Raw genomic sequence first — 18,726 nt, forward strand, 5'->3', positions numbered from 1 at the left:
AAATGAGGAGCGGAGCGTAGTGGGACCTACGTGAGCACCGGAAGTTCCGGCTGAATTCCATATTCGATGTCGAGCAGGCTTCCTGATCGGCTTCGTGATCAAAAGTGGACTTGTATGAACAACCTCTTATAATTGGTCAGAAGAAGGTGAACAAGCAGCATGGATCCCTGGTTGTATATCGTGTTGCTCGGATTGGTCCTCATCGTCTATGCGAAGCTTGTTCCGAAGAAAGAGCCCGCGGCAAAGCAGACGAATGTAATGAAAGAAATCGAAGACACGATGGAGCTTTTCTCCGCAGAGCTGGAAGAGGAGAATAAGCAGCTTCTCGGGCTCGTCTCCGGGATGAAACAAGAGCACGAAGCCCATACCGCGACTTTGCTCGGCCGGATCGAAGCGCTCGAACAGCAAAATAAAGCGGTTAACGAGCAATTAAGCATCCTGCTGGACCAGCGAATGCGGAAAGAACCAGTCCCGGCTGCCGCCGGCGCAGAAGCTCCTGTCCTGGACGCCCTTACGGTTGCCGCTCCTTTGGCGCAGCAGGCCGAGGAACCGGCCGTTCAGCCGGAACCGGTGCCCGCAAGTATCCGCGATCGGTATCCCGACGTTTTCCGGTTATACGAGCAGGGCAAATCGACCGAATATATCGCCAAGAAGCTGGAAATGAACAAAGGCGAGGTTATGCTGATCATCCAGCTCGCGAAGCAGGAGGATCAGAGCCGTGTTTAAAAATAAAGGTTTCGTGTACGGCCTAGGGATCGGCCTCATCGCCGGAGCGGTTATGCTGCAGCTGATGTTCAAGGTGGACGAGATGGAAAACCGCACGATCCGGCAAGGGGGCCCCGTCGCTGTCGATCAGCTTCAGGCCGAGGCGGACAAGCTGAACTACAAGGTTGTTCCTAAAGACCAGAAGACGTACTCCGACAAAGACATCGAAGCGATCCGTCAGAAGGCGTCCGAGGAAGAACGCTCGAAGCTCGCCGCACAGCCGGTTCCGCAGCAGGTTCCGCCGAAAACGGTAAGCTCGGTGTACATTACGGAGCAGATGAACGCATATCATGTGGCCGATATGCTGCTCAAAGCGAATCTGATCGCGGATTCGAACGGCTTTGTCACCGCTTTGCGGGACAAAAAGTTAACGACGCGCATACGTGCAGGGTCGTACTCGTTTGAGGGCGGCGCCTCGGTGGACGATATTATTTCAAGGATAACGATAGCGAATCCATAGACCGTTTTTCGCCTTGCAAGCGAATCCGGTCTATTCGCCGTACGATCCGGGAGCGGGCTGAAGCAGGAAATCCGCAGCTCGCGTCGAACCGCTAGGGTAGGAAGGTGAAGTCGGGAGGAGGATGTACGATGGCTGTGTATACCGTTCATTTTTATTTTATCGGCGGAGGAAGCCACCAGATGGAAGTTCAGGCTGATACTTTTTCGCAAGTATCGATGAGCATTACGCATAACCGCGACGGGTGGTTCGGCAAGCAAGGGGACTTGATTCATTTGCGCAATGTGGAGCGTGTCCAGATTGCCGAGTCGGACGACGGCCGCCCCAGAACGGGCAGGTTTTAGCCGCTTTGTCGAAAGCTAGCGGATTCGGTTGCAAACCCTATTTCGGATATGGTATAGTAATTGACGGTGTTAAACCACGCACGCCATTCAATTTCTTTGAAGGTGCTCACGCTCCTGTCCGGGAGATGAGTCTCAAAGAAAGATGCGACTGGCGGAGGAAACCCAAAACCAATTTAGAGGAGGTGTGTGAAGATGGCAGTAATCTCCATGAAACAGCTTCTGGAAGCTGGGGTACACTTCGGTCATCAAACCCGTCGCTGGAACCCGAAAATGGATCGTTACATCTTCACCGAAAGAAACGGCATTTACATTATCGACCTGCAAAAAACGGTCAAAAAAGTGGAAGAAGCGTACAACTTCGTAAAATCGGTCGCTGAAGAAGGCGGCACGATCCTGTTCGTAGGAACGAAGAAGCAAGCTCAAGATTCCGTTAAAGAAGAAGCAGAGCGCAGCGGCATGTACTACATCAACCAGCGTTGGCTCGGCGGCACTCTGACGAACTTCTCCACGATCCAAAAACGGGTTAACCGTCTGCATGAGCTGGATCGTATGGAAAGCGACGGAACGTTCGATCTGCTTCCTAAAAAAGAAGTTATCATTCTCCGCAAAGAAATGGAACGCCTGGAGAAATTCCTCGGCGGCATCAAACATATGAAGCAATTGCCAAGCGCGCTGTTCGTTATCGACCCGCGTAAAGAGCGCATTGCAGTTGCTGAAGCACGCAAATTGGGTATTCCGATCGTCGGTATTGTTGACACGAACTGCGATCCGGACGAAATCGACTACGTCATTCCGGGCAACGACGACGCGATCCGCGCCGTGAAGCTGCTGACAGGCAAAATGGCCGACGCCGTTATCGAAGCTCATCAAGGCGAGCAAACGACAGCTTAATTGATCGGTACAACGAAAGGGTGGTTAGAAGGTTATATAACCTCTCGCCGCCCTTTTTTTAAAGTGCGAGTTCAAAAAGTCCGGTTTTCAGCACCGAGAAGATGGGATGAAGCAAGGAAATGAGGAGCGGAGCGTAGTGAAAGCTACGTGAGCACCGGAAGTTCCGGCTGAATTCCATATTCGATGTCGAACAGGCTTCCTGGTCAGCATCGTGATCAAAAGTGGACTTTTTGAACAACCTTTTAAAGAGAAATATTCGATCGTTTACAACTCCGGGCAGAACGGGGTAATTTAAGGGAGGTACGACGGAAATGGCAGTATCGGCACAAGCAGTTAAAGAATTGCGCGAAAAAACCGGAGCAGGTATGCTCGATTGCAAAAAAGCTTTGGAAGAAGCAAATGGAGATCTGACAAAAGCAGCCGAGCTCCTTCGTGAGAAAGGGTTGTCCGCAGCAGCTAAAAAAGGCGACCGCATCGCAACCGAAGGTCTCGTGGAATCTTATATTCATGCAGGCGGCCGGATCGGCGTGCTTGTCGAAGTCAACTGCGAAACCGACTTCGTTGCCAATACGGATTCGTTCCGCGAATTCGTCCGCAGCATCGCGATGCAAATCGCAGCTACAAGCCCGCTGTACGTAGGTCGTGAGGAAGTTCCGCAAGAGGCGCTGGACAAAGAGCGCGAAATTTTGAGAAACCAGGCTCTGAACGAAGGCAAGCCGGCTCATATCGTCGACAAAATGGTAGAAGGCCGTCTTTCGAAATATTACGAAGAATACTGCTTGCTCGAGCAGCCATACATTAAGGATCAGGACAAAACGGTCAGCATGCTGCTGAATGAAAAAGTGGCTACGATCGGCGAGAAAATCGCGATCCGCCGTTTCGTTCGTTATGAGCTCGGCGAAGGTATGGAGAAAAAGCAAGACAACTTCGTGGAAGAAGTTATGGCTCAAGTCAAACAATAAGGTAGCGTCCGGACAACCAATACCAGAGATTCGGTATTGGTTGTCCCATAACTGCCCGACAAAAGGAACACAGATACAGCGTGTTCCTTCTTTTTTAACGGAACCGGCATAGGAGGAGACCATATTGGAACGACCGAAGTACAAACGAGTGGTGTTGAAGCTTAGCGGGGAAGCGCTCGCTGGTCAACAAGGATACGGAATCGACTCCGCCATGATTTCAGAAATCGCTGCTCAGGTGAAAGATATACACGAATTGAACGTGGAAGTGGCTATCGTCGTCGGTGGGGGCAATATCTGGAGAGGCATCGCCGGCAGTGCCAAAGGAATCGATCGGGCTACTGCGGACTACATGGGGATGCTGGCAACGGTGATGAACTCGCTGGCGCTGCAAGACGCCCTGGAGCAAATCGAAGTTCCGACCCGTGTTCAAACGTCGATCACGATGCAGCAAGTAGCGGAGCCATACATTCGCCGCAGAGCGATTCGCCATCTCGAGAAAGGCCGCGTCGTTATCTTTGCAGCGGGAACCGGCAATCCTTACTTCTCGACGGATACGACTGCAGCGCTCCGTGCGGCTGAGATCGAAGCGGAAGTTATCCTTATGGCCAAAAATAAAGTGGATGGCGTCTACAGCGCAGATCCGTTCAAAGATTCGAATGCCGAGAAATTCGAAACCCTCACTTATATGGAGATGCTCAACAAAAACTTGGGTGTAATGGATTCAACAGCATCGTCGCTCTGTATGGATAATAATATTCCTTTGCTCGTATTTTCCATCACCGAACGCGGAAATATTAAACGGGCCGTATTGGGCGAGAAAATCGGAACGATTGTGAAAGGGAGTGCACATTGATGCCGCAGTCCATTAAGAAAAATGCGGAAGAACGTATGGAGAAAGCGATTGGAGCGCTCAAAAGAGAACTGGCTGCTCTGCGCGCAGGACGCGCCACCCCGGCTCTGCTGGATCGCATCCAAGTCGAATATTACGGTTCGATGACGCCGGTCAATCAGCTTGCGAACATTAATACGCCCGATTCCCGCACGCTTATGATTCAGCCGTGGGACAAGTCTTCCATGGGCGCGATCGAGAAGGCGATCTTAAAGTCGGAGCTGGGTCTTACTCCTTCCAACGACGGCAGTGCGATTCGTCTAAGCATTCCACCGCTTACGGAAGAACGCCGCGGGGAACTCGTCAAAATGACGAAGAAATATGGCGAAGAAGCGAAAGTGGCGATCCGCAATATTCGGCGCGACGCTAACGATGAGATTAAAAAACTCGAGAAAACGACGATTTCCGAGGACGAATCCCGCCGTCATCAGGACGATATTCAAAAATCCACAGACAAGTTCATTGCTGAAACGGATAAAGTGCTGGCGGCCAAAGAGAAAGAGATTATGGAAGTGTAACAGCAGGGATCAAGGCCCCCCGGTATCGAAGGGGGATTTTTGTGTTCGCTTCGAACAGGGGTGTGTGGGTACTATGTTCCATCTTTTCAAAAAGGCGCAATCCGACCGGAGCGTAAACAATATCGGGCAATTGCAGCCGGACAATATTCCGGGTCATATCGCGATTATTATGGACGGAAACGGCAGATGGGCCAAAAAACGGGGCTTGCCCCGCATCGCCGGGCATCATGCGGGCATGAAAGCCGTAAAACGGACTACGGTCGCGGCGGACGAACTGGGAGTTAAAGTGTTGACACTGTACGCCTTTTCCACGGAAAACTGGAAACGTCCCCGCGAAGAAGTCGACTTTTTGATGAAGCTGCCTCAGGAATTTTTGGCGCTTGAACTCGATGAACTGGTCGAGAAAAACGTTCAGGTCCGACTGACCGGATGGAAGGAAGGGCTTCCCGGCCACACGCTGGAAGCGGTGGAAACGGCGATCGAACGAACGCAAGGCAACAACGGCCTTATCCTTAATTTTGCGCTCAATTATGGAAGCCGCCACGAAATCGTAAATGCCGTCCGTGAAATCGCCGAGCAAGTGAAGCGGGGAGATCTGAACGAAGAGGACATATCCGAATCGATTCTCTCCAGCAAGCTGCTTACAGGCAATTTGCCTGATCCCGACCTGATCATCCGGACGAGCGGAGAAATTCGGATCAGCAACTTCATGTTATGGCAGATGGCCTATTCCGAGCTTTGGTTTACCGACATTTATTGGCCGGAGTTCACCGAGCGGCATCTGATGCAGGCGATCGGCGAATACCAGCGCCGGGCTAGGCGGTACGGAGGCCTGTAGCACGTTTTTCGGACGGAGGAAATCGGTTTGAAACAACGAATTATTACCGGCGTCGTCGCAGGTGCCGGGTTTTTACTATTTCTCGTTCTAGGCGGTTTTTATTATACCGCCTTGATTTTGCTGCTCGCAGCTGTCGCTTATTTCGAATATACGCGTATGAACGGTCAGCCGCAAATACGCTTAATTACGTTGCTCGGATACATAACTACGCTGTATATCGCGTTTCCTTGGGAGCAGGAGCAATTTGCCGAGTGGAAGGCACTCTCCTATGAATCGACGGCGTGGCTGGCTCTATTTCTCATGTTCGCGGTGACGGTTATATCCAAAAACAAAGTGACGATCGACCAGATCGCGCTCGTGCTGCTTGGCGCTTTGTATATCGGTACAGGCTTTCATTACATGATTGCGACGCTTCTGGGCACGAACGGCCTTTACTGGACGTTGCTTCTGTTCGTATGCGTGGTGGCGTCCGACACGGGTGCTTATTTCACAGGGCGCGCTTTTGGGAAGCGTCCCTTGTGGCCTACCATCAGCCCCAAAAAAACGGTGGAGGGAGCTTTGGGAGGAATCGTCGTCTCAATTATTGCCGCGCTCTGCTTTTCTTTATATGCTCCTGCTCTGTTGTTTTGGGGAAGCGCCATCGGTCTCGGGCTCGCGATCGCGGTCGTCGGTCAGATGGGCGATCTGATCCAGTCCGCCTATAAACGAATCCGCAATATTAAAGATACCGGCGCTATCCTGCCGGGGCACGGAGGCGTGCTAGACCGCTGCGACAGCTGGCTGATCGTCTTCCCGTTCGTCCACCTGCTGTCTCTTATCCCGCAGTAACCGGCCATTTAACGGAGGTGCCATAGAAGTATGAAACGAATCTCTTTGCTGGGCAGCACCGGATCGATCGGCACGCAAACACTGGACGTCATATCCCGCTATCCCGAGCAGTTTCAAGTCGAAGCGCTCGCAGCGGGGCAGAACGGAGATCTGCTGGTCGAGCAAGCGAACCGATTCCGGCCTAAACTGGTATCCGTTTCCTCGAAGGAGCTTGCAGATGCGGTAGCCCCCCGCCTTCCAGCCGGAACGGCCGTTGTGTACGGGGAGCAGGGGCTGATCGAGGCGGCTGCGCATAACGATGCGGATATAGTCGTCACGGCGATTGTCGGAAGCCAGGGATTAAAGCCGACGCTAGCCGCAATCGAAGCCGGGAAACAGATCGGTCTCGCCAACAAAGAAACGCTGGTGAGCGGAGGGCATCTCGTCTCGGCTGCGGCGAAACGCAGAAGCGTGCAAATATTGCCGGTAGACAGCGAGCATTCCGCGATTTTTCAATGCTTAAACGGCGAATCGGTGAAGTCGGTCCGGAAGATCGTTCTGACGGCTTCGGGCGGTTCCTTCCGTGACCGTACGCGGGAGCAGCTCGCAAACGTTACGGTGCAGGAAGCGCTTGCCCATCCGAACTGGTCGATGGGAGCGAAAATAACGATCGATTCGGCTACGATGGTCAATAAAGGGCTGGAGGTTATCGAAGCGCACTGGCTGTTCGGGCTTGCGTACGACCAGATCGAGGTGCTTATCCATCCGGAAAGCATCATCCATTCGTTCGTCGAATACGAGGATCGCAGCATCATCGCTCAGATGGGACTTCCCGATATGCGGGTTCCGATCCAGTATGCGCTTACATATCCGGACCGGTACGTCTCTCCCGTTCAGTCTCTCGATTTGACGGAGCTTGGCAAGCTGCATTTCCGTACGATGAATTTCGATCGTTTTCCTTGCCTGCGCATGGCTTTTGAATGCGGAAAAACGGGTGGAACGATGACGACGGTCTTTAATGCGGCGAACGAGGTCGCCGTAGCCCGGTTTCTGGCGGGTGAAATCACGTTCCTCGGCATTGAGGAAGTGATCGAATCGGTGATCGGGCGCCATCAGCCGGTCCGGCTTCCGGCTCTGGAAGAAATCGACGAAGCGGACAGCTGGGCCCGCCTGGCTGCCGGTGAAATACGGGTGTAGGGAAAGACCTCCGACTTCAGGTTCTGATCCTTGCGGCTAGCTTGTATTATAGTAAAGAATAATGTTAATCTTAGTACAGGCTGAAACAAGAAACTGCGATACGATCGCAGCCCGAGCTTTACGGGATAAGCGCCGCGGGAGGAAGATGCTGTTGTCACCTCAGGTCATATTTCAGATTGTGCTTATGTTTTTCGTACTTGTGACGATCCATGAATGGGGACATTATTACTTCGCGAAACGGGCCGGTATTCTCGTGCGCGAATTCGCTATTGGTTTCGGTCCTAAGCTGTTTTCATTCACGCGCGGGGAGACTCGCTACACGCTTCGTTTGCTTCCGATCGGCGGTTTCGTACGGATGGCGGGCGAAGATCCGGAGATTGTCCAGATTCAGCCGGGCCAGACGATCGCCGTCGGCCTCGAGCAAGGACGCGTAAGCCGGATTTACCTCGATCAGCTGGATCAGAGGACGGGTGTGGTGCAAGGAACGGTAGAGCAGATCGACCTGGAGCATCAGCTCAGCGTGAAGCTGGATGTAGACGGGGAGAAGCTAACCTATGCGGTACATCCCGCCGCGTTTATGATCACAAAAGGGAAAGAAGCGCAAATCGCGCCTTGGGACCGGCAGTTCGGGAGCAAGACGGTCGGACAGCGGGCGTTGTCGATATTCGCGGGACCGCTCATGAACTTCATTTTGGCATTCGTTTTGTTCATGACTGTCTTGTTTTTGGCGGGGATGCCGACTAACGTCAAAATTGAGAGCGTCGAGCCCGATTCCCCTGCATTAAAAGGGGGCTTGATGGCGGGTGATATCATTGCCCGAGTAAATGGGCAGCAGATCAGCCCTGAACGGACCGAGTTAATGGGCCTCATCCGAGATTCGGCGAACAAAAAGATGGATTGGACAGTAATACGGGGCGGTGCTGAAAAGCAACTTCAAGTAACCCCGGAATTAAGAGGGAATACCGTGGCAGTCGGTATACGCATGACCGCAGATTCGCGAAATCCGACGATCGGAGAGGCGTTGTCGGGCGGCTGGAACAATATGGTCGAGGCAACAAAGCAAATCATGATCGGATTTAAGATGCTAGTCACGGGACAGTTTAAGCTCGACGATCTCGGAGGTCCTGTCCGGATTGTTGAAGTTACCGGGGAGCATGCAAGAGCGGGCCTTCCGCAGTATACGTTCTGGTGTGCGGTCTTTAGCTTGTATTTGGGGATATTCAATTTATTGCCGTTCCCTGCACTGGACGGCAGCCGACTTGTTTTTCTCGGCCTCGAAGCAGTCCGGGGAAAGCCGGTCGATCCGAACCGGGAGAGCATGGTCCATTTCGTTGGCTTTGCGATGATGATGCTGCTCATGATTGCCGTTACGTACAACGACATTTTGCGCTTGATCAAAGGCTGAGGCCATCCGGCAGGACACAAGCGATTGTGTCCTGTTGCCGGTTTCCGGCAATGCGGGCACTACCTTACGTTTAGCGGCAAACTGGAAGACCATTTATTGCTATCTTTGGTCTCACGAAGCTTTTTATGACGATCAAGCCGAGATATGCTAAAATGGCGTAATAGAGTCACTTTCCATCGTCTTCACGACGCAGCTTTTTTACGAAAAGCTCCGATTATCTTTAAGACGCCAGCTTTTCTTCAAAAAGCTCAGTTTATCCTTACGAAGCAGGCTTTTTTTACAAAAAAGCCCTCAGGAGGCCCAGTCGCTCATGTCCAAAGAAAAACAATTTGTTAAAGAAATTACGCCTCAAGCCGAAGATTTCTCCCGCTGGTATCTCGACACGATCAGCAAAGCGGAACTGATGAGTTATTCGCCGGTTCGCGGTTGCGTCGTTCTTCGTCCCGACGGTTACGAGATTTGGGAACATATACAGCGCGAGCTGGACCGCAAGTTCAAAGAAACCGGCCACCGCAACGCTTACTTCCCGCTGTTCATTCCGGAGAGCTTCTTTCAGAAAGAGAAAGAACACGTGGAAGGCTTCAATCCCGAACTGCCCTGGGTGACGGAAGCGGGGGGAGAGAAGCTTGAAGAGCGGCTTGCGATCCGTCCGACCTCGGAGACGATGATCGGCCATATGTACTCGAACTGGATCAACTCGTATCGCGACCTGCCGGTACTGATCAACCAATGGGCCAATGTAGTGCGCTGGGAAAAGCGGACGCTGCCCTTTTTGCGGACGACGGAATTTTTGTGGCAGGAAGGCCACACGGCCCACGAGGACGAGAAGGACGCCCGCGAAGAAACGATGCGGATGCTGGAAGTATACCGCGAATTCGCGGAAAATTTCCTGGCGATTCCGGTCATCGTCGGACAAAAGACGCCTTCGGAGAAGTTCGCCGGCGCTGTCGACACGTATTCGATCGAAGCGATGATGAAGGACGGCAAAGCGGTTCAGGCAGGAACTTCGCACTACTTGGGAACCAACTTCGCACAGGCGTTCGATATCAAATATTTGGACCGGAGCAACGAGCAGCAATATGTACATACGACGTCCTGGGGCGTCAGTACACGTCTGATCGGCGCGCTGATTATGGTGCACGGGGACGACCGGGGACTGGTGCTTCCGCCCAAGGTCGCTCCTACGCAAGCTGTCGTCATCCCGATCGGCCCTCCGAAGACGCGCGATCAGGTCGTGCCGCGCGCCGAAGAGATGTTTTACGAGCTTAAACGGGCCGGTATCCGCGTGAAGCTGGACGATAACCCGGATCAAAGCCCGGGCTGGAAATTCAACGAATACGAAATGCGTGGAGTACCGATCCGCATTGAATTCGGACCGAGAGATATGGAGAACGGACAAGCGGTTCTCGTCTCCCGCGTAACCGGGGAGAAACGTCCGGTGAAGCTCGATGCGATCGTAGACGAAGTGCAGAAGCTGCTGGAAGAAGTTCATCAGGCGATGTATGACAACGCCAAGGCGTTAATGGAAAGCAACTTCAAATCGCTCGACACGCTGGATGAGATGAGAAGCTTCCTGGAGGCGCAGCGCGGGTTCGTTCTCGCCGGCTGGTGCGGTTCGGACGTATGCGAACGTCAAGTCAAGGAAGAAACCGGGGCGACGAGCCGCAATATGCCGTTTGAACCGAAGGAACACAAGTCCGCCTGTATCGTGTGCGGTTCCAAAGCGGAACATACGGTCGTTTACGGCAAATCGTATTGATCGGTTCGGCGATGACCCCAAGAAGGGACATGGATGAGCTTCCGGCTTACATCCGCTTTTTGGGGTCATTTTTTGTCCCGGCATGAGGAACGACGAGTGTCCATGAACCGGCAGGAAGGAATCCCCCTGCCTAAGAATCTATCAATCTGCCAATGCGACATCACTAGCTAGTTTGGGAGGGAACCGGATGAGCAACGCGGCGGACAAAAGGAAGCGGTTTGAGCTGCTGCTGGAGCAGTCGGCCGTGCCGGCCAACGTCGTCGAAGCGTATTTTACGGACGGTCATATCGAGAGGGTGGAATGCAGCCGGAGCAACCGGGAATGGACGTTTATCATCGCCAAAAACAAAGTTGTTCCGGTAGATATTTACCGTTCATTTTATAAAATGGTGCGGGATAAATATGCGCATATCGCCAAAATCCGCATGATCTTCCACTATTCCGCAGAGGTGGCCGACGAGCAGCTGCTCGAGCATTATTGGGGGCTGTTCATCGATTGGGTGCAGCGGGAAGCGGCCTCGGTCAACGGTTGGATGAGCAAAGCGTCTTATGAGGTGAACGGAGGCGTCATTACGCTGCGGATGCTTGATGCGATCGGACTCGAGATGGCCCGCAAAAGAAGCGTCGACGGCTGGGTGCAGCGGTTTTTCGAGGAAAATTTCGGCCGCCGCTATAACGTCAGACTGGCGCTAAGCGAGACCAGCAACGAAGTGTTTGAAAAGTTTGCGCAGCGGGTCGTCGAGGAAGAGCGGACGGTTATTCAAGAAATTATGACGTCCGTGGACACGGAGCCGGAGCTGCCGGAAGTTCCGGAAGGCGATCTGAAGCTGATGATCGGTTATGAGATCAAAGATCCGCCGGTGCCTCTGAAGGACGTGCTTGAGGAAGAGAAAAAAGTAACGGTGCAGGGGCTCATTTTTGGACTGGACAAAAAGGAACTGAGAAACGGGAACACGCTGTTCGAGTTCAAGCTTACCGATTTTTCCGATTCTCTCATGCTGAAGGCGTTTGCCCGCAACAAGGAAGATTTGAAAATATTAAACCTGCTTCAAAACGGCAAATGGATTCGTGTGCGCGGTAAAGTGGAGTACGACCGGTTCATGATGACTCCGGAGCTGGTTATGATTCCAAGCGATCTGACCGAGGTCGTGGCGCCCCCGGAACGGAAGGACGACGCGCCCGAGAAACGGGTGGAGCTTCATCTGCATTCGACGCTCAGTACGATGGATGCCGTAACCCCGATCGACCAATATATCAAAACCGCTGCAAAGTGGGGGCACAAAGCAATCGCGCTAACCGACCACGGCAACGTGCAGGCGTATCCGGAAGCGAACAAAGCCGCGAAAAAGCACGGAATCAAAATGATTTACGGACTCGAAGCGAACGTCGTTAACGATGCGGTGCCGGTTGTGATGAATGCGGCCGATCTATCGCTTGCCGAAGCGACGTACGTCGTATTCGATATCGAGACGACCGGTCTGTCGGTTATCAACAACAAGATCATCGAGCTGGCCGGCGTTAAGATGCAGGACGGCAAAGTGATCGACAAGTTCGAAACCTTCGTTAATCCGCACGAAAAAATCCCTTATCACATCACCCAATTGACCCAGATAACGGACGAAATGGTTGTTGGCGCACCCGAACTGGAGGATGTGCTCCCGAAATTTATCGAGTTTGTCGGCGATGCAGTGCTTGTGGCGCATAATGCCAAATTCGATATGGGCTTTATTCAGGAATCGTGTAAAAGGCAGCAACTGCCGATTTTGCCGAACCCCGTTCTGGATACGTTGGAATTCGCCCGCTTGCTGTATCCTTCGCTCAAAAACCACAGACTTAATACGTTGTCTGACAAGTTCAAGGTCAGCCTGGACAATCACCACAGGGCGGTGGACGACTCTGCGGCGCTCGGCCAAGTGTTGTTCCATATGCTGAAAGAGGCGGCCGATCGTGGCAAACTGCAGCTCACTCAGTTGAATGACGAGGTCGGGAAGAATTTGTCCAACACCCGTCCGTTCCACTGCTGCATTTATGCCAAAAATGCGGATGGAAAAAAGAACTTGTACAAGCTGATTTCGATGTCGCACACCGAATATTTCAACCGGGTGCCGTGTATTCCCCGCAGCAAGCTGATCGAGCTCCGGGAAGGGCTTCTGATTTCATCCGGCTGCGAGAAAGGCGAGTTTTTCGAAGCGGTGCTTAACAAGTCGATGGAGGAAGCGGAGCAGGTTGCAGAGTTCTACGACGTGCTGGAAGTGCAGCCGATCGGCGTGAATATGCATCTGGTGGACAAAGGGCTCGTCGGCAGCAGACTGGAGCTGGAGGAGGCGAACCGGCGCGTCGCGCAAATTGCGGAGAAGCAGGGCAAGTGGCTGATCGCTACGGGCAACGTGCACTATTTGCGCCCCAGAGAGAAAATACACCGGGACATTACGATTCACGGCATCACCGGGTTTAGTCCGCTCAAGGATATGAAAAAGCCGGACGTTCATTTCCGCACGACAAAGGAAATGCTCGACGAATTCGCACATTTGGGCCAAGAGAAAGCGTACGAAGCGGTGGTCACGAATACGAACTTATTCGCGGATCTGATCGAGGAGTACGATCTGTTCCCGAAAAAGCTGTTTACGCCGATTATTGAAGGAGCGGAGGACGTAATCCGTACAACCTGCTACAATACGGCCAAAGATCTGTACGGCGATCCCGTTCCCGAAGTAGTCGTCAAGCGTCTGGAGAAAGAGCTCGTGCCGATTATCAATTATGGTTTCTCGGCCAACTATCTGATCTCCGCCCGCCTCGTCAAAAAGTCGAACGCCGACGGGTACCTGGTCGGTTCCCGGGGTTCCGTAGGCTCGTCGGTAGTCGCTACGTTTCTCGGGATCTCGGAGGTTAATCCGCTGCCGCCGCACTATATGTGTCCTTCGTGCAAGCACAGCGAATGGATTCTCGACGGCAGCATACCGAGCGGTTTCGATCTGCCGGACAAAGATTGTCCGGAGTGCGGAGCGAAGCTGAAGGGCGAAGGCCAGGATATTCCGTTCGAGACGTTCCTCGGCTTTAAGGGCGATAAGGTTCCCGATATCGATCTGAACTTCTCCGGGGAATACCAGCCTGAGGCGCATAATTTCACGAAGGTGATGTTCGGCGATAAAAGTGTGTTTCGTGCCGGAACGATCGGTACGGTTGCGGAAAAGACCGCATTCGGTTATGTCAAGAAATACGAGGAAGACCAGGGCAAGAAATGGCGGACGGCCGAGGTGCTGCGTCTGGCTCAAGGCTGTACCGGCGTAAAGCGCAGTACGGGACAGCATCCCGGCGGAATCGTTGTCGTGCCCGATTACATCGAAGTCGAGGACGTTACGCCGGTCCAATACCCGGCCGACGACACGAAGGCCGATTGGAAAACGACCCATTTCGATTATCACGCGTTTGAGGAAAACTTGCTCAAGCTCGATATACTCGGACACGACGATCCGACGATGATGCGGATGCTGCAGGACTTGACCGGGGTCGACCCGACGGCGATTCCGATGAACGATCCGAAAGTAATGAGCTTGTTTAACTCAACCGAGGCGCTGGGAGTAACGCCCGAACAAATCCGGTCGTCGGTCGCCACTTACGGGGTGCCGGAGATGGGGACGAAGTTCGTCCGTCAGATGCTTCAGGAAACGCAGCCGTCCACATTTGCCGACCTGCTGCAAATTTCCGGACTGTCTCACGGTACGGGAGTGTGGCTCGGGAACGCCCAGGAGCTGATCCGGAACAATACGTGCAACATTAAGACCGTTATCGGCTGCCGGGACGATATCATGCTGTATTTGATCTATAAAGCGGGACTGGATGCGGGTCTGGCGTTTAAGATCACGGAAAGCGTGCGTAAGGGCCGGGGGCTGACGGACGAGTGGATCGAAGAAATGAAAAAACATAACGTGCCAAAATGGTATATCGACTCGTGTCTGAAGATCGAATACATGTTTCCGAAGGCGCATGCCGCCGCTTACGTTATATCGGCCGTACGTACCGCCTATTTCAAGCTGTATCACCCGATTGCGTATTACGCCACCTATTTCTCGGTGCGCGCTTCCGAAGATTTCGACGTCGAGCTGTGCTGCCAAGGCTACGACGCGATCAAGGCGAAGCTGATCGAGATCGAAGAGAAAGGGTTCCAGGCGCTCCCTAAAGAGAAAGCGATGATCTCGGTGCTGGAGATGGCGCTGGAAATGACGGCCCGCGGATTTTCGTTCAAAAGCATCGATCTGTACCGGTCCGACGCGACAAGATTTATAATCGACGAAAAAGCTCTTATCCCTCCCTTCTCTTCCATTCAGGGAGTGGGGGAAAACGCGGCCCGCAATATTGCGGCCTCCCGGGAAGAAGGGCCGTTCCTGTCGATCGAAGACTTCCAGACGAAGTCCAAAGCGACCAAAACGATCATCGAAATACTAGGCGGAATGGGCTGTTTCCGCGGCTTGCCGGAGTCCAACCAGCTGTCCTTGTTTTAACGGCTCGGAACCTTCTTTATAGTGCGAGTTCAATAAGTCCGGTTATCAGCACCGAGAAGATGGGATGAAGCAAGGAAATGAGGAGCGGAGCGTAGTGGGAGCTACGTGAGCACCGGAAGTTCCGGCTGAATTCCATATTCGATGTCGGGCAGGCTTCCTGTATCTGCTTCGTGATCAAAAGTGGGCTTTTTGAACAACCTTTTATATTGATTTATTCCGCTGGGACGGCCGCGTTTGAGCTAGGAAACCGCTTGTTTTCAGGTTGAAAGGAAACAACTGTTATGGTATAATCATTTTTGGCAATAATGAGTACGGATAGATTGACGCGACTGGAGAGTGGGGAAACCCACTCTTTACGTTTTATCGCACATATCGGAGCTATCCGGCGAAAGTAGCGAAGGAGGTCGACCATGGCGCAGCACATCAAAACGGCCGTGGAGCAAATGCTGGCGCCCTTTTTGGAGCGTGAAGGGTTCGAGTTGGTGGATATCGAGTATGTGAAGGAGGGAAGCAACTGGTTCCTTCGCGTATTTGTAGATAAAGAGGGCGGCATCGACATTGACGATTGCGGCCGCATCAGCGAGTTTTTAAGTGAGCGGCTGGATGAGAAAGATCCGATTCCAACCGCCTATTTTCTCGAAGTATCGTCTCCCGGAGCGGAAAGACCGCTAAAAAAACCGCAGGATTTCGTCCGGGCGGTAGGCAAGCACGTCTTTATAACGACGTACGAGCCGGTCGACGGCGCCAAGGAATTCGAAGGGACGCTGCTGAGCTACGACGAGAACCAGCTTGTCGTACTTGCGGCGAACAAAAAAACGGAAATTCCGGTCGGCAAAGTCGCAAGCGCCCGTCTTGCGATTTTGTTCTAGCGGCTTACCCTTGAAAGGAGGAATCCACCAAACATGAACATGGAATTTATCGAAGCGTTGTCGGATATTGAGCGGGAGAAAGGGATTTCGAAGGACGTTTTGATCGATGCGATCGAAGCGGCTCTCATTTCCAGCTATAAACGCAACTTCAATACAGCACAAAACGTGAGGGTTGACATCAACCGTCATACTGGACTAATTAAAGTGTATGCCCGTAAAACCGTCGTTGAGGAAGTGCTCGACCTCCGGCTTGAAATATCGCAGTCTGCGGCTAGAGAGATTAATCCGAACTTCCAGCTGGGCGATATCGTGGAGATTGAAGTCACTCCGCGCGATTTCGGACGGATTGCCGCCCAGACGGCGAAGCAGGTTGTGACCCAGCGTATCCGCGAAGCAGAGCGGGGACTTATTTACGACGCGTTTATCGATCGGGAGGAAGATATTGTAACCGGCACGGTACAGCGTCAAGATTTGCGGAACATTTATTTGGACCTCGGCAAGGTGGAAGCCGTGCTGCCGCTCAGCGAGTTGATGCAGGGCGAGAAGTTCAAGCACCAGGACCGGATCAAAGCGTTTATAACGAAGGTGGAGAACACGACAAAAGGACCGCAAATTATGCTGTCCCGCACACACCCCGGTCTGCTGAAGCGGCTGTTCGAGCTCGAGGTTCCGGAAATTTACGAAGGTGTCGTGGAGATCCGTTCCGTCGCCAGAGAAGCGGGCTTTCGTTCCAAGATTGCGGTCCATTCCCGCAACGACGAGGTCGATCCGGTCGGTTCCTGCGTAGGTCCGAAAGGTACGCGCGTGCAAACGATCGTAAACGAGCTCCGCGGCGAGAAAATCGATATCGTCCGTTGGTCGGAAAATGTGGAGGAGTACGTCGCCAACGCGCTCAGTCCTTCCAAGGTGCTCGAAGTGAACGTATTCGAAGCGGAGAAAATGGCGCGGGTTATCGTGCCGGACTACCAGTTGTCGCTTGCGATCGGCATCAAAGGGCAAAACGCTCGTCTGGCCGCCAAACTTACGGGCTGGAAGATCGATATCAAAAGCGAATCGCAGGCCGAGCAGGAGCTGGGACGCCCGCGTTCGTCGGGTGTGGAAATGCCTCAAGACTCGGTCAGCATCGACTAACCGGTTAGGAAGCGGTTCGCGGCCCCGATAGCGGATGTCGAACGGTTTTTAACGGGATAAAGGTGGGGATGGCCGTGAAAGCAAGAAAAGTACCGCAGCGTAAATGTATCGTCTGCCAAAAAACGTTATCCAAACGGGAAATGCTGCGGATCGTCCGCACGCCGGAGGGGGAGGTCGAGCTCGATCTTTCCGGCAAGAAAAACGGACGCGGCGCTTATATATGCGGGGATGCGGAAGCGTTCAAAAAAGCGAGGAAAACGAAGGCTTTCGACCGGGCGCTCAAGGTGAACCTGACACCGGAGCAGTACGAGCGGCTCGAGCAAGACTTCTCCTCCGTGCAGGACAAATTCAAATCGGTTAGTTGTGGGAAACCAGATGAACAGTCCGAATAAGGCGTTATCTTACTTGGGGCTCGCGATGCGGGCGGGGAAACTCGCCATCGGTGAAGAAGGCGTCCTGAAAGCGGTACGCTCGGGACAGGCTCGCCTGGTCGTGATGGCGGAAGACGCATCGGACAATACCCGCAAAAAGTTTCAGGACAAATGTCAGCATTATGGCGTTACGCTGGCAGAATGTTTCGACCGGTATGAGCTCGGCGCCGCGATCGGGAAAGAGGCGCGCGTGCTTGTAGCGGTAGTAGATGCAGGATTTGCCCGGCTGATCGAGCCGTGTCTCGTAAATAACCCGGAGGTGAAACCTATTGACTAATCAAGACAAAGATAAATTGCGCGTCTATGAATACGCGAAGTCATTAAATATGAGCAGTAAAGAAATTATTACGATATTAAGAAGGTTGAATGTGCCTGTGAATAACCATATGAGTGTGATGGAGAACGATTCAGTGGACAAAGTGGAGAAATTTTTTCGCGACGTAAAAGCGAATGCCGCAGCCAAACGTGCTGCCGGCGAGGGAAGCGTATCGAACACGGCAGCTCCGGCACAAGATGCCAAACCTGCCCAAAGATCTCAGGAAAATAGAGGGGGCGACCGTCCGCAAGGCGGGGACCGCCCAGAGCGCAGCGACCGTCCGCAGGGCGGAGATCGTCCGGAGCGCAGCGACCGTCCACAAGGCGAGCGTCGTTACGACAATAACCGTCCGAATCAGGGCGGAGGCAGACCGCAAGGCGGAGGCCGTCCATACGGCGACCGTCCGCAAGGTCAAGGCGGCCAAGGTGGAGGCCGTCCATACGGCGACCGTCCGCAAGGTCAAGGCGGCCAAGGCGGAGGCCGTCCATACGGCGACCGTCCGCAAGGTCAAGGCGGCCAAGGCGGAGGCCGTCCATACGGCGACCGTCCGCAAGGTCAGGGCGGCCAAGGCGGAGGCCGTCCATACGGCGACCGTCCGCAAGGTCAAGGCGGCCAAGGCGGAGGCCGTCCATACGGCGACCGTCCGCAA

The 18,726-nt window shown here is 53.3% G+C and carries 18 protein-coding genes; all 18 read left to right on the forward strand.

All coding sequences use genetic code 11. The annotated features are described in order from the left end of the window. Positions 1–159: 159 nt before the first annotated feature. The gene (locus IDH45_RS12385) at positions 160–726 is read left to right on the forward strand and encodes a DUF6115 domain-containing protein (RefSeq protein ID WP_223836584.1); all 567 of its coding nucleotides are present in this window, start codon (positions 160–162) and stop codon (positions 724–726) included. Next, complete coding sequence (locus IDH45_RS12390) at positions 719–1,225, forward strand: hypothetical protein (protein ID WP_190927966.1); 507 nt, start codon at positions 719–721, stop codon at positions 1,223–1,225. The genes IDH45_RS12385 and IDH45_RS12390 overlap by 8 nt, the downstream gene beginning before the upstream one ends. Before the next feature lie 128 nt (positions 1,226–1,353). Further along, entirely contained in the window at positions 1,354–1,566 is a 213-nt protein-coding gene (locus IDH45_RS12395; RefSeq protein WP_190927968.1) for a hypothetical protein, read from the forward strand. Positions 1,567–1,758: 192 nt separating this feature from the next. Next, entirely contained in the window at positions 1,759–2,457 is a 699-nt protein-coding gene (gene rpsB, locus IDH45_RS12400) for a 30S ribosomal protein S2 (RefSeq protein ID WP_190927970.1), read from the forward strand. A gap of 311 nt (positions 2,458–2,768) precedes the next feature. After that, complete coding sequence (gene tsf / locus IDH45_RS12405; RefSeq protein ID WP_190927972.1) at positions 2,769–3,419, forward strand: translation elongation factor Ts; 651 nt, start codon at positions 2,769–2,771, stop codon at positions 3,417–3,419. 124 nt (positions 3,420–3,543) lie between these two features. Further along, on the forward strand, positions 3,544–4,272 hold the full coding sequence (gene pyrH, locus IDH45_RS12410; RefSeq protein WP_190927974.1) for a UMP kinase: 729 nt from the start codon (positions 3,544–3,546) through the stop codon (positions 4,270–4,272). Continuing rightward, positions 4,272–4,826 (forward strand): ribosome recycling factor, encoded by a 555-nt coding sequence (gene frr, locus IDH45_RS12415; protein WP_190927976.1) that lies wholly within the window; start codon positions 4,272–4,274, stop codon positions 4,824–4,826. Before pyrH ends, frr begins: the two co-directional genes overlap by 1 nt. A gap of 73 nt (positions 4,827–4,899) precedes the next feature. Then, entirely contained in the window at positions 4,900–5,664 is a 765-nt protein-coding gene (locus tag IDH45_RS12420; protein ID WP_190927978.1) for an isoprenyl transferase, read from the forward strand. 27 nt (positions 5,665–5,691) lie between these two features. Then, the gene (locus tag IDH45_RS12425; protein ID WP_190927980.1) at positions 5,692–6,492 is read left to right on the forward strand and encodes a phosphatidate cytidylyltransferase; all 801 of its coding nucleotides are present in this window, start codon (positions 5,692–5,694) and stop codon (positions 6,490–6,492) included. A 30-nt stretch (positions 6,493–6,522) separates the two neighbouring features. After that, a complete protein-coding gene (locus IDH45_RS12430; protein ID WP_190927982.1) occupies positions 6,523–7,668 on the forward strand; it encodes a 1-deoxy-D-xylulose-5-phosphate reductoisomerase in 1,146 nt (381 codons plus the stop codon). A gap of 145 nt (positions 7,669–7,813) precedes the next feature. After that, complete coding sequence (rseP, locus tag IDH45_RS12435) at positions 7,814–9,073, forward strand: RIP metalloprotease RseP (protein ID WP_397327047.1); 1,260 nt, start codon at positions 7,814–7,816, stop codon at positions 9,071–9,073. A gap of 310 nt (positions 9,074–9,383) precedes the next feature. Next, positions 9,384–10,832, forward strand: a complete 1,449-nt coding sequence (gene proS / locus IDH45_RS12440) for a proline--tRNA ligase (RefSeq protein WP_190927984.1) — start codon at positions 9,384–9,386, stop codon at positions 10,830–10,832. A 187-nt stretch (positions 10,833–11,019) separates the two neighbouring features. Next, positions 11,020–15,330 (forward strand): PolC-type DNA polymerase III, encoded by a 4,311-nt coding sequence (locus IDH45_RS12445; RefSeq protein WP_190927986.1) that lies wholly within the window; start codon positions 11,020–11,022, stop codon positions 15,328–15,330. Positions 15,331–15,740: 410 nt separating this feature from the next. Further along, complete coding sequence (gene rimP / locus IDH45_RS12450; RefSeq protein WP_190927988.1) at positions 15,741–16,199, forward strand: ribosome maturation factor RimP; 459 nt, start codon at positions 15,741–15,743, stop codon at positions 16,197–16,199. A gap of 33 nt (positions 16,200–16,232) precedes the next feature. Next, complete coding sequence (gene nusA / locus IDH45_RS12455; RefSeq protein WP_190927990.1) at positions 16,233–17,330, forward strand: transcription termination factor NusA; 1,098 nt, start codon at positions 16,233–16,235, stop codon at positions 17,328–17,330. Between the two features lie 68 nt (positions 17,331–17,398). Beyond that, entirely contained in the window at positions 17,399–17,722 is a 324-nt protein-coding gene (gene rnpM / locus IDH45_RS12460; RefSeq protein ID WP_397327048.1) for an RNase P modulator RnpM, read from the forward strand. Continuing rightward, positions 17,706–18,038: a YlxQ family RNA-binding protein gene (locus IDH45_RS12465; protein ID WP_190927994.1), complete on the forward strand. Its 333-nt coding sequence runs from the start codon at positions 17,706–17,708 to the stop codon at positions 18,036–18,038. Before rnpM ends, IDH45_RS12465 begins: the two co-directional genes overlap by 17 nt. A 173-nt stretch (positions 18,039–18,211) precedes the next feature. Further along, positions 18,212–18,726 (forward strand): hypothetical protein (locus IDH45_RS12470; protein WP_223836605.1); only part of this gene is annotated, 515 nt, incomplete at its 3' end.

Origin of the sequence: Paenibacillus oceani (genome assembly GCF_014705615.1) — a bacterium.
Taxonomy (GTDB): domain Bacteria; phylum Bacillota; class Bacilli; order Paenibacillales; family NBRC-103111; genus Paenibacillus_AB; species Paenibacillus_AB oceani.

Excerpts from the sequence above, each read along its gene's own strand:
- rnpM (WP_397327048.1), top strand. The coding sequence starts at position 17,399 with ATGGCCGTGAAAGCAAGAAAAGTACCGCAGCGTAAATGTATCGTCTGC.
- frr (WP_190927976.1), top strand. The coding sequence starts at position 4,272 with ATGCCGCAGTCCATTAAGAAAAATGCGGAAGAACGTATGGAGAAAGCG.
- IDH45_RS12465 (WP_190927994.1), top strand. The coding sequence starts at position 17,706 with ATGAACAGTCCGAATAAGGCGTTATCTTACTTGGGGCTCGCGATGCGG.
- proS (WP_190927984.1), top strand. The coding sequence starts at position 9,384 with ATGTCCAAAGAAAAACAATTTGTTAAAGAAATTACGCCTCAAGCCGAA.
- IDH45_RS12430 (WP_190927982.1), top strand. The coding sequence starts at position 6,523 with ATGAAACGAATCTCTTTGCTGGGCAGCACCGGATCGATCGGCACGCAA.
- IDH45_RS12395 (WP_190927968.1), top strand. The coding sequence starts at position 1,354 with ATGGCTGTGTATACCGTTCATTTTTATTTTATCGGCGGAGGAAGCCAC.
- IDH45_RS12385 (WP_223836584.1), top strand. The coding sequence starts at position 160 with ATGGATCCCTGGTTGTATATCGTGTTGCTCGGATTGGTCCTCATCGTC.
- rpsB (WP_190927970.1), top strand. The coding sequence starts at position 1,759 with ATGGCAGTAATCTCCATGAAACAGCTTCTGGAAGCTGGGGTACACTTC.
- rseP (WP_397327047.1), top strand. The coding sequence starts at position 7,814 with ATGCTGTTGTCACCTCAGGTCATATTTCAGATTGTGCTTATGTTTTTC.
- nusA (WP_190927990.1), top strand. The coding sequence starts at position 16,233 with ATGAACATGGAATTTATCGAAGCGTTGTCGGATATTGAGCGGGAGAAA.
- rimP (WP_190927988.1), top strand. The coding sequence starts at position 15,741 with ATGGCGCAGCACATCAAAACGGCCGTGGAGCAAATGCTGGCGCCCTTT.
- IDH45_RS12445 (WP_190927986.1), top strand. The coding sequence starts at position 11,020 with ATGAGCAACGCGGCGGACAAAAGGAAGCGGTTTGAGCTGCTGCTGGAG.
- tsf (WP_190927972.1), top strand. The coding sequence starts at position 2,769 with ATGGCAGTATCGGCACAAGCAGTTAAAGAATTGCGCGAAAAAACCGGA.
- IDH45_RS12420 (WP_190927978.1), top strand. The coding sequence starts at position 4,900 with ATGTTCCATCTTTTCAAAAAGGCGCAATCCGACCGGAGCGTAAACAAT.